Annotated in this window: 13 protein-coding genes; 4 read left to right on the top strand and 9 right to left on the bottom strand. The window is 73.6% G+C overall.

Annotated features, from left to right (window positions below; all coding sequences use genetic code 11):
• Window positions 1-70 precede the first annotated feature (70 nt).
• Window positions 71-1804 carry a gamma-glutamyltransferase gene (ggt, locus tag ET526_RS02665; RefSeq protein WP_135466119.1) on the top strand — a complete coding sequence of 578 codons (1734 nt, stop codon included), beginning with the start codon at window positions 71-73 and terminating at the stop codon, window positions 1802-1804.
• Here the strand turns inward: ggt and ET526_RS02660 are convergent.
• Genes ET526_RS02660 through ET526_RS02650 form a run of 3 tightly spaced genes read right to left on the bottom strand, consistent with a single transcriptional unit; the run spans window position 1773 to window position 4670 of the window.
• Window positions 1773-3098 carry a TRAP transporter large permease gene (locus ET526_RS02660; protein WP_135466118.1) on the bottom strand — a complete coding sequence of 442 codons (1326 nt, stop codon included), beginning with the start codon at window positions 3096-3098 and terminating at the stop codon, window positions 1773-1775. The genes ggt and ET526_RS02660 overlap by 32 nt on opposite strands.
• Window positions 3098-3592: a TRAP transporter small permease gene (locus tag ET526_RS02655; protein WP_135466117.1), complete on the bottom strand. Its 495-nt coding sequence runs from the start codon at window positions 3590-3592 to the stop codon at window positions 3098-3100. Before ET526_RS02655 ends, ET526_RS02660 begins: the two co-directional genes overlap by 1 nt.
• A gap of 25 nt (window positions 3593-3617) precedes the next feature.
• Window positions 3618-4670, bottom strand: a complete 1053-nt coding sequence (locus tag ET526_RS02650) for a TRAP transporter substrate-binding protein (RefSeq protein ID WP_135466116.1) — start codon at window positions 4668-4670, stop codon at window positions 3618-3620.
• Between the two features lie 308 nt (window positions 4671-4978).
• On the opposite strand from ET526_RS02650, the gene ET526_RS02645 reads away from it, so the two are divergent.
• Window positions 4979-6175 carry an LLM class flavin-dependent oxidoreductase gene (locus ET526_RS02645; RefSeq protein ID WP_135466115.1) on the top strand — a complete coding sequence of 399 codons (1197 nt, stop codon included), beginning with the start codon at window positions 4979-4981 and terminating at the stop codon, window positions 6173-6175.
• A gap of 19 nt (window positions 6176-6194) precedes the next feature.
• On the opposite strand, the gene ET526_RS02640 is transcribed toward ET526_RS02645, so the two are convergent.
• Together ET526_RS02640 and ET526_RS02635 are read right to left on the bottom strand one after the other, a co-directional pair.
• Window positions 6195-7166, bottom strand: a complete 972-nt coding sequence (locus ET526_RS02640) for a 2-hydroxyacid dehydrogenase (protein ID WP_135466114.1) — start codon at window positions 7164-7166, stop codon at window positions 6195-6197.
• Window positions 7167-7249: 83 nt separating this feature from the next.
• Window positions 7250-9193: an elongation factor G gene (locus tag ET526_RS02635; protein ID WP_135466113.1), complete on the bottom strand. Its 1944-nt coding sequence runs from the start codon at window positions 9191-9193 to the stop codon at window positions 7250-7252.
• A gap of 235 nt (window positions 9194-9428) precedes the next feature.
• Between ET526_RS02635 and ET526_RS02630 the strand changes: the two genes are divergently transcribed.
• A complete protein-coding gene (locus ET526_RS02630) occupies window positions 9429-9707 on the top strand; it encodes a hypothetical protein (RefSeq protein WP_135466112.1) in 279 nt (92 codons plus the stop codon).
• Between the two features lie 6 nt (window positions 9708-9713).
• Here ET526_RS02630 and ET526_RS02625 read toward each other — a convergent pair whose 3' ends face one another.
• The 4 genes from ET526_RS02625 to ET526_RS02610 all read right to left on the bottom strand — a co-directional run bounded on the left by ET526_RS02625 (window position 9714) and on the right by ET526_RS02610 (window position 13343).
• Entirely contained in the window at window positions 9714-10295 is a 582-nt protein-coding gene (locus ET526_RS02625; RefSeq protein WP_135466111.1) for a YqaA family protein, read from the bottom strand.
• Between the two features lie 61 nt (window positions 10296-10356).
• Window positions 10357-11760 carry an NAD(P)(+) transhydrogenase (Re/Si-specific) subunit beta gene (locus tag ET526_RS02620; RefSeq protein WP_135466110.1) on the bottom strand — a complete coding sequence of 468 codons (1404 nt, stop codon included), beginning with the start codon at window positions 11758-11760 and terminating at the stop codon, window positions 10357-10359.
• 4 nt (window positions 11761-11764) lie between these two features.
• Window positions 11765-12172, bottom strand: a complete 408-nt coding sequence (locus ET526_RS02615) for an NAD(P) transhydrogenase subunit alpha (RefSeq protein ID WP_135466109.1) — start codon at window positions 12170-12172, stop codon at window positions 11765-11767.
• A gap of 13 nt (window positions 12173-12185) precedes the next feature.
• On the bottom strand, window positions 12186-13343 hold the full coding sequence (locus tag ET526_RS02610; RefSeq protein WP_135466108.1) for a Re/Si-specific NAD(P)(+) transhydrogenase subunit alpha: 1158 nt from the start codon (window positions 13341-13343) through the stop codon (window positions 12186-12188).
• A gap of 136 nt (window positions 13344-13479) precedes the next feature.
• Here ET526_RS02610 and ET526_RS02605 point away from each other — a divergent pair, with 136 nt between their 5' ends.
• Window positions 13480-15867 carry a bifunctional diguanylate cyclase/phosphodiesterase gene (locus ET526_RS02605; RefSeq protein WP_135466107.1) on the top strand — a complete coding sequence of 796 codons (2388 nt, stop codon included), beginning with the start codon at window positions 13480-13482 and terminating at the stop codon, window positions 15865-15867.
• Window positions 15868-15923 lie beyond the last annotated feature (56 nt).

Genomic DNA, 15923 nt, shown 5'->3' with positions numbered 1-15923 from the left:
GTCGCGCCACGGCTTGCACGGAATGGCTGGGGGCGCGACGCTCGGGACGCAAGAGGGGGGGATCCCGCCGATGTCCAGCCAGGCATGGCGTGCGCGCGCCGGCAGCGCCTTCACCTGCGTCAAGCGTCCCGCGACCGGATCGCGGGGCATGGTCGTCACCAACCATCCGCTCGCCTCCGCCGCCGGGGCGGAGATGCTGGCCGCGGGCGGCAACGCGGTGGACGCGGCGGTGGCCTCCCTCTTCGCTCTGACCGTGGTGGAGCCGATGATGGTCGGCCTGCTCGGCGGCGGCATGACGCATCTCCGCCTGTCCGACGGCACGCACACCGTGCTCGACGGGCTCTCCACCGTCCCCGCCGCGGGGCGGCCCGACATGTTCACCCCCGTCAGCCAGGACTGGCCGGCGGCGCTCGAGACGGTGGGGCGGGAGAACGCGGTCGGGCCGCGGGCCGTCGCCGTACCGGGCAATCTGCTCGCCTGGTGCGAGGCGCTGCGCCGCTTCGGCACCCTTCCCCTCGCCGATGTGATGGCCCCGGCGATCCGCCTGGCGGAGCGCGGCTTCCCCGCCACCCCCTACCTCTCCGAATGCGTGACGGAGGCGGCGGCCGACCTGGCGCGCGACCCCGCCATCGCCTCCCTGTTCCTGCCCGGCGGCGCGCCGCTGCGGCCCGGCGCGCGCCTCGTGCAGGGCGCGGCGGCGGAGGTGCTGCGCTGCATCGCGCGCGAGGGGCCGGGCGCGCTGCATGGCGGCGCCATCGGCGCGGCGGTGGCGACCGACATCGCCCGCCGCGGCGGCCTGCTCTCCGAGGCCGATCTGCGCGAGGCGCGGCTGGTCGAGCGCGCGCCGGTGCGCGGCACCTATCGCGGGGTGGAGGTGGTGGGGCCGCCGCCGCCCTCCTCGGGCGGAGTGCACCTGATCCAGATGCTGAACATCCTGGAGGGATTCGATCTCGGCGCCCTCGGCTTCGGCACGGCGGAGGCCACGCACCTGATCGCCGAGGCGCTGAAGATCGCCTTCGCCGACCGCGCCGCGGCCACCGCCGACCCCGCCTTCGTGCGGGTGCCGGTGGAGCGGCTGCTCTCCCCCGCCTATGCGGCGGAGCGGCGGGCACGGCTCGACCCCGCCCGCGCGCAACGCTGGGGCGCCGGCGTCGCCGCGGGGGAGAGCCCGAACACCACCCACCTCACCGTCGCCGATGCCGAGGGCCGCATCGTCTGCGCCACCCACACCATCAACAGCACCTTCGGCGCCCGCTTCCTGATCCCCGAACTCGGGCTGATCCCCAACAACTACATGGCGCTGTTCGACCCGCGCCCCGGCCACGCCCTCTCCATCGCGCCGGGCAAGCGCATCACCACCAGCCAGGCGCCGCTGATCGCGCTGAGGGAGGGGCGGCCCTGGGTCGCGCTCGGCCTGCCCGGGGGGCTGCGCATCTTCGGCAGCGTCCTGCAGGCCCTGATCGCGCTGGTGGACCACGGCATGGCGCTGCAGGAGGCGGTGGAGGCGCCGCGGGTCTGGACCCAGGGCCAGGCGCTGGAGGTGGAGGCCGGCATCGCCGCGCCGGTGCGCGAGGCGCTGCGCGCCATGGGCCACGAGGTGCTCGCCGTGCCGCATGTCGCGGGCGGCATGTGCGCCATCCGCTTCGCCGAGGACGGCCTGCTGGAGGGCGCGGCCTGCTGGCGCGCCGACGGCACCGCGATCGGCGTCGGCGGCGGGCTGGCGCGGCCGGGCGTGCGCTTCTGGCCGGATGCGGTGCCCCCGGCCCGACCACTCAGCTCAGCACCCGCACCAGCCAGAGGCTGAGCGCCGGGAAGGCGACGCAGAGGCCGAGCCGCAGCAGGTCCATGGCCAGGAAGGGCATCACGCCGCGATAGGTGCGCGCGATCGGCACGTCGCGCGCGAGCGCCGAGACGACGAAGACGTTGAGCCCGATCGGCGGCGCGGCGAGGCCGATGCCGACCACCACCAGCACCAGGATGCCGAACCAGATCGCCGTCTCCTCGGTGGTGGCGAGGCCGAAGTCGAGCGCCGTCACCACCGGGAAGAACACCGGCAGCGTCAGCAGGATCATCGCCAGCTCGTCCATCACCGCGCCGAGCACGAGGTAGGCGAGCAGCATCAGCAGCAGCACGCCGTAGGGGGAGAAGTCCTGCTCGCTGATCCAGAGGCCGAGCAGCTCCGGCGCCTGGGTCAGCGCCAGGAAGGCGTTGAACACCTCGGCGCCGAGCAGGATGACGAAGATCATCGCCGTGGTCTCGGCGGTGCTGAGCAGCGCCTCCTTCACCTGGCGGGCGCGGAGCGTGCCGCGCAGCACCCCGACCGCGAGGGTGGCGATGCAGCCGACCGCGGCGCTCTCGGTCGGGGTGAACACGCCGCCATAGATGCCGCCCACCACGACGACGGCGATGACCAGCACCGGCACCACGCCGAGCAGCGCGCGCCGCCGCTCCTCCGCCGGAAGGCGCAGCGCCGGGGGCGCGAGGGCGGGGCGGCGCCAGGTCACCAGCGCGATCGCCAGGATGTGCAGCAGCGCCGCCAGCAGGCCGGGGATCAGCGCCGCCATGAACAGGCGGGCGATGTTCTGCTCGGTCTGGATGGCGTAGATCACGAGGATCACGCTCGGCGGGATCAGGATGCCGAGGGTGCCGCCCACCGCGATGGTGCCGGTGGCGAGGCCGGGCGCGTAGCCGTAGCGGCGCAGCTCCGGCAGCGCGGCGCGGCCCATGGTCGCGGTGGTGGCGACGGAGGAGCCGCAGACGGCGCCGAAGCAGGCGCAGGCGCCGATCACCCCCATCGCCATGCCGCCGCGGCGGTGCCCGACCAGGGCATGGGCGGCGGTGAAGAGGTCCCGCGCCAGCCCGCCGCGCTCGGCCAGCGCGCCCATCAGGATGAACAGCGGGATGACGGAGAGCGTGTAGTTCGCGAACAGGTGGTAGGGCGTGGTCTTGAGGTAGTTCAGCAGCGTCGCGGCGTCGATGATCCAGAGATAGCCGGCCGCCCCGGTCAGCAGCATCGCCAGCCCCACCGGGCAGCGCAGCACGATCAGCGCGAGCAGCACGCCGAAGCCGGTGGCGGCGAGGACGAATTCGGGGGCCATCACCCCCGCCCTCGGGCCAGGCGCAGCGCCCAGTAGAGCGCGGCGAGGGCGGTGGCGGCGAAGCCGAGCGCGCCGATCCCGACCGCCCACCAGGTCGGCAGGCCGAGCACCATGGTGGTGGTGCCGCTGCGCAGCGTCTCCCGCGCGCCGATCCAGAGCCGCTCCGCCAGCACCGCGGCGGCGGCGGCCCAGACCAGCGACCAGAAGGCGTCCACCGCCTGCGCCATGCGGCGGGGCAGCCAGCCCGTGAAGGTGTCCACCAGGATGTTGGTGCGCATCAGCGTGCCGTAGGCGAGGAAGCCGAGCACCGCGACGCCGGCGCCGAGCGAGACGAGCTCGAAATCGCCCCGCACCGGCTGCCTGGTCAGCCAGCGCAGGAGGACGCTCACGCTGGTGAGCAGGGCGGTGGCCAGCAGCACGAGTCCGCCGGCGAAGGCGAGGCCGGCGGCGAGCCGGGCGATCAGGCCGCGCGGCGGCGCCGGCTGGTCGGCCATGCGGGGCTCTCGGGGTCCGGCCCCGTCAGCTCACGCCCTGGCCGTGCTTCTCGATCAGCGCCCGCGCATCCGCAAGCAGCGCCGCGCCGTCGAAGCCGCGGCCGGCGGACTGCGCCACCCAGGCCTCGACCACCGGGGCGGTGGCGCGCATCCAGCGCTGCTTCTCCTCCTCGGAGAGGAGGATGATCTCGTTGCCGCGGCGGCGCACCATCTCCTCCACCACCGGGCCGCGCTCGTCCCAGGGCACCGCGGCCATGGTGGCGGCGGCCTGGCCGCTGTTGGCGTCGAGCACCCGCCGGAGATCCTCGGGCAGCCCCTCGTAGCGGGCGCGGTTCATCGCCAGGATGAAGGTGGCGGTGTAGAGGGTCGGGCTGCCCGGAATCTCGGTGTGGTGGCGCACCATCTCCTGCAGGCGCAGCGCCGGCACCACCTCCCAGGGCACCACGGCGCCGTCGATCACGCCCTGGCTCAGCGCCTCCGGCACCTGCGGGATCGGCATGCCGACCGGGGCGGCGCCCAGCGCGCGCAGCGCCTCGCCGTTCAGGCGGGAGGGGAAGCGCAGCTTCAGCCCCTGCAGGTCCTCCATGGTGCGGACCGGGCGGCGGGCGTGGATCAGCCCCTCGCCATGCGCCCAGACGCAGATCGGGTGGACCTCGCGGAACTCCTCGCGCAGGTGCCTCTCGGCGAATTCCTGCACCGCCCGGCAGTTCACGATCGCCCGCTTGTGGGCGACGAAGGGCAGTTCGAACACCTCGATGCGCGGGAAGCGGCCGGGGGTGTTGCCCGGCAGCGTCCAGATGATGTCGGCGACACCGTCCCGCGCCTGGTCGTAGAGCTGCGGCGGCGCGCCGCCGAGCTGCATGGCGGGGAAGATCTGGATGCGCAGGCGCCCGTTGCTCTCCTGCTGCACCTTCTGCGCCCAGGGCTGCAGGAAGAAGCGGTGGACGTTGCTCACCGCCGGCAGGAAGTGGTGCAGGCGCAGCGTCACCTCCTGCGCCTGGGCCCGCGGGATGCGCAGGACGGCGGGGGCGGCCAGCGCGGCCGCGCCGAGGGCGAACAGGTGACGGCGATGCGGCATGGAGCCTCCCGGGGACAATCGGTTCTTGCGGCGCCCGGCCGCCGGCCTGCGCGCCCGTTCTCCGCCTCGTTCAAGCGAAACCGCCGGATTTTCGCAAGCCCGTTTCGCATCCGCTCCCGCCACGCGCCGTGCTTGCGCCGCGGGGCGGAGCGGGCCGACACTGCCGGAGCCGGGCCCTGAGGACCTTCGGTAGGAAGCCGATGCCGCACCCCAAGCCCGCCGCCCCGGCCGCGCCCCCGGCGGTTCCGCCCGGCGCGATCACGGGCTAGCCTGCCCGCGGGAAAGACGGTTCGGAAAGGCAGCGTCCCATGGCCCATCGCGGCTTGCGCTTCGGCATCTTCCTCGCCCCCTTCCACCGCGTGGGCGACAACCCGACGCTGGCCCTCGGCCGCGACCTGGAGCTGGTCCAGTGGCTCGACACCCTCGGCTACGACGAGGCCTGGATCGGCGAGCACCACTCGGCGGGGTGGGAGATCATCGCCTCGCCCGAGATCTTCATCGCCGCGGCGGCGGAGCGGACGAAGCACATCATGCTCGGCTCCGGCGTCACCTCCCTGCCCTACCACCACCCGCTGCTGGTGGCGCAGCGCTTCGTGCAGCTCGATCACATGACGCGGGGGCGGGTGATGCTGGGCTGCGGCCCGGGCGCGCTGGTCTCCGACGCCTACATGATGGGCATCCCGGCGGAGGCGCAGCGGCGGCGGATGGACGAGAGCCTCGGCGCCATCATGCGGCTGCTGGCCTGCGAGGAGCCGGTGACGCTCAAGACCGACTGGTTCGAGCTGCGCGAGGCGCGGCTGCACCTCGCCCCCTACACCCATCCGCACTTCCCGATCGCGGTTGCCAGCGTGACCACGCCCGCCGGCGTGCTGGCGGCGGGCAAGTACGGGCTCGGCCTGCTCTCGATCGGCGCCGGCCTGCCGGGCGGCAACGCCAAGCTCGCCGAGCACTGGCGCCTCGGCGAGGCGGAGGCGGCGAAGCACGGCAGGACGCTGGACCGCGCCGGCTGGCGGCTGGTGGTGAACATGCACTGCGCCGAGGAGGACGAGCGCGCCATGCGCGAGGTGCGCGCCGGCGAGCGGCTGGAGACGCTGAGCTACTTCTCCGAGACGCTCGGCCGCCCGCCGATGCGCAGCGAGGACCCGCTGACCGACGGGCTGAAGGCCGGCACCACCCTGGTCGGCAGCCCCGACACCATCGCCAGAGGCATCGAGCGGCTGCTGGAATACACCGAGGGCGGCTGCGGCGGCATCCTGTTCCGCAGCCACGAATGGGCGAACCGCGAGGACACGCTGCGCAGCTACGAGCTGTTCGCCCGCTGGGTGATGCCGCGCTTCCAGGGCTCGCTGACCATGCCGGCGCAGTCGCGCGAATGGTGCAGCGCCAACCGCACCGGCATCTTCGGCCCCAACATGGACGCGCTGCGCAAGGCCTTCGTGGATGCCGGGCAGGAGGTGCCGGAGCACATGCGCCTCAGGCTGTTCACCGACAAGCTCGGCTCCTGAAGAGGGGGCGGCGCCCCCCTCACCGCGCGAGTTCGGGGATCACCCAGAGCGGCGCCTCGCCGCGCGCCACGCGCTGGCAATTGTCGAAGGCGTTGCGGAAGCGGGCGTGCTGGTTGTCCGCCGTCGGCCCCGCCAGGTGCGGGGTCAGCACGACGTTCCTGAGGCGCAGCAGCGGGTTGTCCGGCGGCGTCGGCTCCTGGTCGAAGACGTCGAGGCCGGCTCCGGCGAGGCCGCCGCCCTCCAGCGCCGCGACCAGCGCCGCCTCGTCCACCACCGGGCCGCGGCAGGTGTTCACCAGGAAGGCGCCCGGCTTCATCAGGGCAAGCTCTGCCGCGCCGATCATGTGCCTGGTCGCCGGCGTCAGCGGCACATGGAGGGAGAGGATGTCGGCGGCGCGCAGCACTTCCCGCAGCAGGCGGAAGCGGACGTTCAGCGCGTCCTCCTCCGCCTCGGTCAGGCGGCGGATGTCGAAGTAGATCACCTGCATGCCGAAGGCGTTGGCCAGCCGCGCCACCTTGCGCCCGATGGTGCCGAGCCCGACGATGCCGAGCGTCCTGCCGCGCAGCTCGAACAGCCCCGCCTGGCCGGGGGCGTTGCCGCGCCAGCGCCCGGCGACGACGCTCTCGTGCTGCCAGACCAGGCGGCGGCAGACGGCGAGCATCAGCATCATCGCGTGCTCGGCGACCGCGGTGGCGTTGGCCCCGCCATTGTTGCAGATCGGCACGCCGGCGCGGCGCGCCGCCTCGATGTCGCAATTGTCGTAGCCGGCGGAGAGGAGCTGATAGAGCCGGAGCCGGCGCGCCGCGCGGTAGAAGGCGTCGTCCATCGCCGGGCTGCCGAAGCCGACCAGGTATTCGGCCTCCGGGATCGCGGCGGCGAACTCCGGCGTGCCGGGGCGGGCGATCACCAGCTCGAAGCCGGCGGGGCACAGCTCGCGCGCCACCGCCATGTCCGAGAGGCCGTTGTCCATCAGCACGATGCGCCCAGCCATGCGTTCCCTCCTGCCGCTTGCGTGGCGACCGGATAGCGCGCGCGGCGCGCGGCGGCAGCACGCCGGGCGCGCCGCCGTGCCGGCTACCGCCCCCGCGCCTCCGCCAGATGGTCGAAGCGGCGGACATAGGTGCCGAGGCCGAGCGTCTGCGAGCGCAGCTCGATGATCAGGTCGTGCATCTCCGCCTCGGGCACCAGCGCCTCCACCTCGTCCCAGCCCTCCCAGCCGGGCTTTGCGGCATAGCCGAGGATCTGGCCGCGCCGCCCGGTGAGCAGGCGCTGCGCGTTGGCGGTGAACTCGGCCGGCACGCTCACCGTCACATGGTCTATGGGTTCGAGCAGCACCGGCTCGGCCTTGGCCAGCCCCTCCTGCATCGCCATCCGGGTGGCGGTGGCGAAGGCCATGTCGGAACTGTCCACGGAGTGGAAGGTGCCGTCCACCAGGGTGACGGCGATGTCCACCACCGGATGGCCGAGCGGCCCCTTCTTCGTCGCCTCCTCCGCCGCCTCGCCGACGGCGGGGATGAAGCGCTTCGGCACCACGCCGCCGACGATGCGGTCGGTGAAGCTGAAGCCCTCACCGCGCCCGCGCGGCTCGATCTCCAGCTTCACATCGGCGAACTGCCCGTGCCCGCCGGTCTGGCGCTTCAGCCGCGCATGCTGCAGGACGGGGCGGCGGATGGTCTCGCGGTAGGCGACCTGCGGCCGCACCGACTTCACCTTGACCCCCGAGGCCGTGGCGAGGCGCTCCAGCGCCGCGCGCAGATGCATGTCGCCCTGGCCGGCGATGACCATCTGCCCCATCTCCGCGTCCTGGCGCACGCTGAGCGACGCGTCCTCCTCCACCAGCCGCTGCAGCGCCGAGGAGAGACGCACCTCGTCCTTGCGGTCCTCGAGCGTGATGGCGAGCGCGTAGACCGGCGGCGGCGGCTCGGGGAAGGGCAGGCGGTCGCCGCCCAGCGTGTCGCCGGTGCGCACGCCCTCCAGCCGGCCGAGCGCCACCACCTCTCCGGTCTCGGCCTGCGGCACCTTCTGCGCCTCGCCGTTCGGGAAGCGGTGGATGCCGCCGATGCGCACGCCGCCGAGCGTGGCGCCGTCCTTCACCGGGCCGCGCCAGATGCGGGCATAGGAGAGGCGGCCGGCATGGCCGGCATGGACGGTGCGGAACACCTGCGCCAGCGGCTCGCCCTCGGCGGGGATGCCGAGGCGCTCGCGCGTCTCCGCCGGCGAGGGCGTGTCGTGCCGCAGCGCCTTCCACAGCCGCTGGATGCCGTTGCTGCGGTCCGCCGCGCCGAGCAGCACGCTGACCACGGCGCCACTCACCTCGCCCTGGTGCAGCGGGCGGTAGATCTCCTCCGGCGTCGGCACCAGGTCCTCGAGCACCTTCTCCATCAGCGCGTCGTCGTGGTCGGCCAGCGCCTCCAGCAGCTCGGCGCGCGCCTCGGCCTCGCGCGCGCGCACCGCCTCGGGCAGGGGAATGCGTTCCGAGGGCTCGCCGCGGCGGTAGCGGTAGGCGCGCTCGCTGACCACGTCCACATAGCCGGTCACGGTCTCGCCCTCGCGGATCGGCACCTGGCGCAGCACCAGCTTGCGCCGGCTCTGCCCCTGCAGCGCCGCCAGCATGTCGCGCACCCGTCCGGAGAGCATGTCGATCTTGTTGATGAAGATGATGGCGGGGATGCCCGCCTCCTCCACCGCGCGCAGGGCCGGGCCGATGGTGGCGACGCGTTCCGGCGCCGGCTCGCAGACCAGCACGGCGAGATCGGCCACCGCCAGCGCGCAGCAGGCCTCGTGCGCGAACTCGATCGAGCCCGGGCAGTCCATCAGGGTCCAGGGGTCGCCCATGAAGCCGCAATGGGCGAGGCGCAGCTCGGTGGTCATGCCGGCCGCCTCGCGGCGCCGCACGGGCGAGCCCGCAGCGGCGAGCAGGGCGTCGAGCAGGGTGGTCTTTCCGCTCCCCTGCGGCCCCACCAGGGCAATGGCGCGGGGCTGGGCCCCGCCGGATTCTCTGCCGGTGAAGTCTGGCATCGCACGCCCTCCCGTCTGCGTTGGCAGGGCGGCCGCGCGGCCGCCCGCCGCCGGCGTCCGGGGGAGCCCGGGGCTCGCCCGGGCGCCATGCGTCCGCCCAGCCTAACGGAAAGCGCGGGGCGGGTGGCAAGCCCCGCGATCACCAACGCTGGATCGCCGGCGGCTGCCCGGATGCCCGCGCGTATACTGGCCGGGCGCCCGGGCCGGGCGCCAACAGAACGAAAACGAGGCCGGGATGAACGACACCTATCTTGCCACCCTGATGCGCGCCAGGCTTGCCTCCTGGCTGCTGCCGGGCGCCATTGCGCTGCCGGCCGCGCTGCTGGTCGCCACCCTCCCCGGCGAGGTGCTGTTCCTGGGCGGGCTGACCCTCGCCCTCGGCTGCGGCCTCGTCCTGCGCCTGCTCTGGCGCGAGGCGGCCGCCGACATGCCCCCGCCGCTGGCCGAGCGCCCGTGGCGGCCGGTGATCGGCCCGCCGGCGCCGCCCCCCGTGGCGGCGTCCCGCCGGCGCTGAGGCCCCCTACCGCAGCAGGCGGACGGCGAGGAAGCCGCCGATCAGCAGGACGAAGCCGAGCGCGGTGACGAGGCCGAGCCGCCGCTCGATGAAGTCGCGGATCGGCGGGCCGAAGGCATAGAGCAGCGCGGCGACCAGGAAGAAGCGGGCGCCGCGCGCGACGAGACTCGCCAGCAGGAACACGGCGAGGTCAAGCCGCGTCATGCCCGAGGCGATGGTGATGACCTTGTAGGGGAAGGGCGTGATTCCCGCCATCAGCACGATCCAGGCGCCCCATTCGTTGTAGCGCCCGGCGAATTCCTCGAACTGCGCGGTGTAGCCGTAGAGTTCCAGGATCGGCCTGCCCACCGTATCGAACAGGAACAGCCCGATCAGGTAGCCCGCCAGCCCCCCGAGCACCGAGGTGAGGGTGCACAGCGCCGCGTAGAACCAGGCCTTCGCCCGCTCCGCCAGCACCATGGGGATCAGCAGCACGTCGGGCGGCACCGGGAAGACGGAGCTCTCGACGAAGGAGACGCCGCCGAGCGCCCAGGGTGCCCGCCGGTGGGCGGCCAGGCGCATCGTCCAGTCATAGAGGCCGCGCAGCATCACCCGCCCCCGCCGCGGCGCCGCGGGGCCCTCTTCGCCGGCATCGGCAGTCCGCCCGGCACTACTTCTGCAGCGCCTGGACGATCTCCTGCGTCACCTTCTTGGCGTCGCCGAAGAGCATCATGGTGTTGGGGCGGAAGAACAGCTCGTTCTCCACCCCGGCATAGCCCGAGGCCATGCCGCGCTTGACGAAGAACACCGTCTTCGCCCGCTCCACGTCCAGGATCGGCATGCCGTAGATGGGCGAGGCCGGGTCGGTCTTGGCCGCGGGGTTGGTCACGTCGTTGGCGCCGATCACGTAGGCGACGTCGGCATCGGCGAATTCGGGGTTGATCTCCTCCAGCTCGAACACCTCGTCATAGGGCACGTTGGCCTCGGCGAGCAGCACGTTCATGTGCCCCGGCATGCGCCCGGCCACGGGATGGATGGCGTACTTGACCTCCACCCCCTCCTTCTTGAGGAGGTCCGCCATCTCCCGCAGCACCTGCTGGGCCTGCGCCACCGCCATGCCGTAGCCCGGCACGACGATGATCTTGGAGGCGTTCTTCATGATGAAGGCGGCATCCTCCGGACTGCCGGCCTTCACCGGGCCGCGGTCGCCCGCGCCCGCCGCCGCGGCGGCGCCGCTGTCCGTGCCGAAGCCGCCCAGCAGCACGTTGATGATGCTGCGGTTCATGCCCTTGCACATGATGTAGGACAGGATCGCGCCCGCCGCGCCGACCAGGGCGCCGGTGATGATCAGCAGCAGGTTGCCGATGGTGAAGCCGATGCCCGCCGCCGCCCAGCCCGAATAGCTGTTCAGCATGGACACCACCACCGGCATGTCCGCCCCGCCGATCGGGATGATGAGCAGGAAGCCGAGCGCGAAGGCGAGGATGGCGATGATCCAGAACAGCGCCCCGTTGCCGGTGCCGACGAAGGCGATGATCAGCACCAGCAGCAGGATGCCGAGCCCGAGGTTCAGCCAGTGCTGCCCGCCGAAGAGGATCGGCGCGCCGGACATCCGTCCGTCGAGCTTGGCGAAGGCGATCACCGAGCCGGAGAAGGTGATGGCGCCGATGGCGAGCCCGAGGGACATCTCCACCAGCGAGCTCGCCTTGATGTTGCCGCGCACGCCGATGCCGAAGCTCTCCGGCGCGTAGAAGGCGGCCGCCGCCACGAACACCGCCGCCATGCCGACCAGGGAGTGGAAGGCGGCGACCAGCTGGGGCAGCGCCGTCATCTGGATGCGGGTGGCGATGTAGGTGCCGATCGAGCCGCCGATCGCCACCGCCAGCAGGATCAGCGCGATGCCGCCTGCCGACATGCCCGGCTTGAGCAGGGTCGCCACCACGGCGATCCCCATGCCGATCATGCCGTAGACATTGCCCTGCCGGCTGGTCTCGGGGTGGGAGAGGCCGCGCAGCGCGAGGATAAACAGGACCGAGGCGACGAGGTAGGCGAGGGTGGTGAGCGTGGTCGCCATTGGCTCAGCCCTTCTTGGAGCGGAACATGGCCAGCATCCGTCGCGTGACGATGAAGCCGCCGAAGATGTTCACCGAGGCGAGCAGCGCGGCGAGGAAGCCGAAGGCGGTGGCGACGCCGCTGTAGGCGAGGCCGGTCGCCATGATGGCGCCGACCACGATGACGGAGGAGATGGCGTTGGTCACGCCCATCAGCGGGGAGTGCAGCGCCGGGGTGACGTTCCACACCACGTAGTAGCCGACGAAGCAGGCGAGCAGGAAGATCGTCAGCAGGAACAGGAAGGGCTCGGCCGCGGCGGCCACCGGCGCGGCCTGCAGGGCGGCGGCCTCGGCGGCGAGGCGCGCCTGCTCGGCCAGTTCCAGCGCGCGGCGCGCGGTTGCCTCGGCCTGGGCGGCCAGTTCGCTCGGGTTCATGGAAGGCTCCCTTCTAGGCCGCCCGGGCCGGCGCGAAGCTCGGGTGGATCACGGCGCCGCCGCGGGTGAGCAGCACGCCCTTCACGATCTCGTCGCCTTCGGGCAGCTTCGGCGCGCGGGCCTCCTTGTCCCAGAAGGTACTGAGGAAGGTCAGCAGGTTGCGCGCGAACAGGCTGCTCGCCGCCGCCGGCACCCGGCCGGGCCAGTTCGAATGGCCGAGGATGCGCACGCCGTTCCCGGTGGTGATCGCCTCTCCCGGCCTGGTCAGCGCGCAATTCCCCCCCGCATCCGCGGCGATGTCCACGATGACGCTGCCGGGCTTCATGCTCGCCACCATCTCCTCGGTGACCAGCGTCGGCGCCTTGCGGCCCTGGACGAGGGCGGTGCAGACCACGATGTCCTGCTTGGCGATGTGCCCGGCCACCACCTCGGCCTGCCTGCGGAGGAATTCCGGGCTCATCGCCTTGGCGTAGCCGCCGGCGGTCTGCGCCGCGCGGCTCTCCTCGTCCTCGTAGCCGACGAAGGCGGCGCCGAGGGACTTGATCTCCTCCTTGGCCGCGGGGCGGACATCGGTGGCGGACACCCGCCCGCCGAGGCGGCGCGCGGTGGCGATCGCCTGCAGCCCGGCCACGCCCGCGCCCATGACGAAGACGTTGGCGGCCGGCACCGTGCCCGCCGCCGTCATCAGCATCGGGAAGACCTTGTCGTAGGCCGCCGCCGCCTCGATCACCGCGCGGTAGCCGGCGAGGTTGGCCTGGGAGGAGAGGATGTCCATGGACTGCGCGCGGGTGATGCGCGGCAGCAATTCCATGGCGCAGGCGTCGATGCCCCGCTCGGCATAGGCGCGCGCCGCCGCCTCGTCGGCACGGAGCTCGCCGATCAGCAGGGCGCCGCGCGGGATGGCGGCGAGCTCGTCCGCCTCCCCCTCCCCCGCGGCGAGCGGCGCGCGGATCTTCAGCACGATTCCGGCCCCGGCGAGGGCGGCGGCGAAATCCGGCGCGATCTCGGCCCCCGCCTCCCGGAAGGCCGCGTCGGGAATGCCGGCCCGCTCCCCGGCTCCGGCCTCGACCACGACGGACAGGCCGAGACCGGCGAGCTTCCTCACCGTCTCCGGCGTGGCCGCAACCCGGGTCTCGGCCGGTCGCCGCTCCTTCAGCACAGCAAGTCGCATGCGGGCTACCCCCCTCGGCCCCGCAACATGCGCGATGGCCGCTGCGGCCGCAAGGCGACAGCCGCGCCGCCCCGGCTTAAGGAAATGGCAACCGAAATGATATTACGGCGATCCGAGACCGATCGGAGCGTGCAGCATGTTGCGAGTCCTTGCCTGCCTCGGGGGGGACCATGACCTTGCCCTGGTCGCGCTGGCGGTCCTGATCCTGGCCGGCGCCGCCGGGGCCGCCGCCATGGCCGCCCAGCACGCGCGCGCCGGGCGGGAACGCCACCGGGCCTGGACCCTGCTCCTCGCCGCCGCCTGCCTCGGCGGCGGCGCCTGGTCCACGCATTTCGTCGCCATGCTGGCCTATGAGCCGGGGCTGCCCACCGCCTACGATCCCGCCATCACCCTGGGCTCGGCGGCGCTCGCGGTGGCCGGGGCGGCGGCGGGGCTGCTCCTCTGGCTGCGCGCCGAGGGTGCGGGGGGCCGCGCCCTGGGCGGGGCGGTGGCCGGCGCCTCCATCGTCGCCATGCACTATCTCGGCATGGCGGCGGTGCGGCTGCCGGGGCACCTCGAATGGTCCCCCGATCTCGTGCTCGGCTCGGGCGCCGTCGGCATCGCGCTGATGGCGGGCGGCCTCGCCCGGCTGCGGCCGGAGGGTTCCGCGCTTCCGGCGGCCTCCCTCCTCGTCGCCGCCGTCGCCGGGCTCCACTTCATCGGCATGGGGGCGGTCCTGGTGGTGCCGGACCCGGCGGTGCCCGTTCCCGCCACGGTGCTGCCCCGCCCCTGGCTGGCCGCGCTGGTCGCCGTGCTCACCCTGGCCTGGCTCGGCACGGGGGTGGCGGCCGCCCTGATCCAGACGTGGCTCGGCCGCAGGCGGCGGGCGGCCGAGGCCGAGCGGCTCCGCGGCTTGGCCGACGCCACCTTCGAGGCGCTCGCCCTCTGCGACGCCGAGGGCACGATCGTGGATGCCAACGCCCGTCTCGGCGAGCTGCTCGGCGAGGCGAGGCCGGCGCTGCTCGGCCGCCGGCTCGACGACCTGCTGGCCGCCGACGCCGCGGCGGGGCCGGCACCGGTCGCCGCCCTGGCCGCCCGCCAGGGCTCGCTGACGGCGACGCTCGGCGGCAGGACCCCGGTCGAGGTCCTCGCCCGTCCGATCGAAACCGGCGCCGGCCCGCGCCTGGTCATCGCCCTGCGCGACCTCAGGGAGCGGATCGCGGCCGAAGCCCGCATCCGCCACCTCGCCCATCACGACCCGCTGACCGGCCTGCCCAACCGCGCGCGCCTGGTCGAGCGAATGGAGGAGGCGCTGGCCGGCGCCCGCCGCGGCGGGCCGGGCTTCGCCGTGCTCTACCTCGACCTCGACCGGTTCAAGCCGGTGAACGACCTGTACGGCCACGGCGCCGGGGACCGGCTGCTGCGCGAGGCGGCGCAGCGCCTCCGCGCCGAGGTGCGGGAGAGCGACATGGTGGCCCGGCTCGGCGGCGACGAGTTCGCCATCCTCATGGCCCCGGCGGCCGGCCCGGGCGCTGCGGCGGCGCTGGCCGAGCGCCTGGTGCGGAGCCTCGCCCTTCCCTTCGACCTCGGCGAGGGCGCGATCGCCTCCGTCTCGGTCTCCATCGGCATCGCGCTCCATCCCGCCGACGCGCAGGACGCGGAGGCGCTGCTGCGGGCGGCGGATACCGCCCTCTACCGCGTGAAGAGCGCCGGGCGGGACGGGCACGCCTTCTTCCAGCCGGAGATGGACCAGGACCTGCGGCTGCGCCGCGCGCTGGAGCAGGACATCCGCCTGGCGCCGGCGCGGGGCGAGCTCGCGCTGCACTACCAGCCGGTCGCCGCCGCCGAGACCGGCGAGGTGATCGGCTTCGAGGCGCTGCTGCGCTGGCACCATCCGCGCCACGGCCAGGTGCCGCCCGACGTCTTCATCCCCATCGCCGAGGCCTCGGGCGGCATCCTCCGGCTCGGCGAATGGGCGCTGGCGGAAGCCTGCCGCGAGGCGGCGCGCTGGCCGAGGCCGCTGCGCGTCGCCGTCAACGTCTCCCCGATCCAGATCCAGCACGCCGATTTCTGCAGGCTGCTCGCCCGCACCCTGGGAGAGACCGGCCTCGCGCCGGAGCGGCTCGAGATCGAGGTGACGGAAAGCCTGTTCGTCAGCGAGGTCGAGCGGGCGCTCGAGACGCTGCGGGGGGTGAAGGCGCTCGGGGTGCGGGTGGCGCTCGACGATTTCGGCACCGGCTACTCCTCGCTCGGCACGCTGCGCACCTTCCCCTTCGACAAGATCAAGGTGGATCGCAGCTTCGTCCGCGGCCTCGGCGGCGACGAGCAGGCGCGCGCCATCGTGCGCGCCGTGCTCGGCCTTGGCCGGGGAATGCGGCTGCCGGTGGTGGCCGAGGGCGTGGAGACCCCGGCGCAGCTCAGGGAGCTGCGACAGGAGAATTGCGACGAGGTGCAGGGCTACCTGATCGGCCGCCCGCAGCCGATCGAGGCCTATGCGGCGATGACGGGCGCCAGGGCCGCCGACGCCAGCCCCGTGGCCGCGTGAGGCCGCCCCCGTCCGGCCGCGCCCGCGGCGGCGACCCGGCCTTCCGTGGAGCGGGG

Origin of the sequence: Crenalkalicoccus roseus (assembly GCF_004761865.1) — a bacterium.
GTDB classification, from domain to species: Bacteria; Pseudomonadota; Alphaproteobacteria; order Acetobacterales; family Acetobacteraceae; genus Crenalkalicoccus; species Crenalkalicoccus roseus.
The sequence above is the reverse complement of the archived record's forward strand: the minus strand, read 5'-3'. Positions and strand labels throughout refer to the sequence as shown.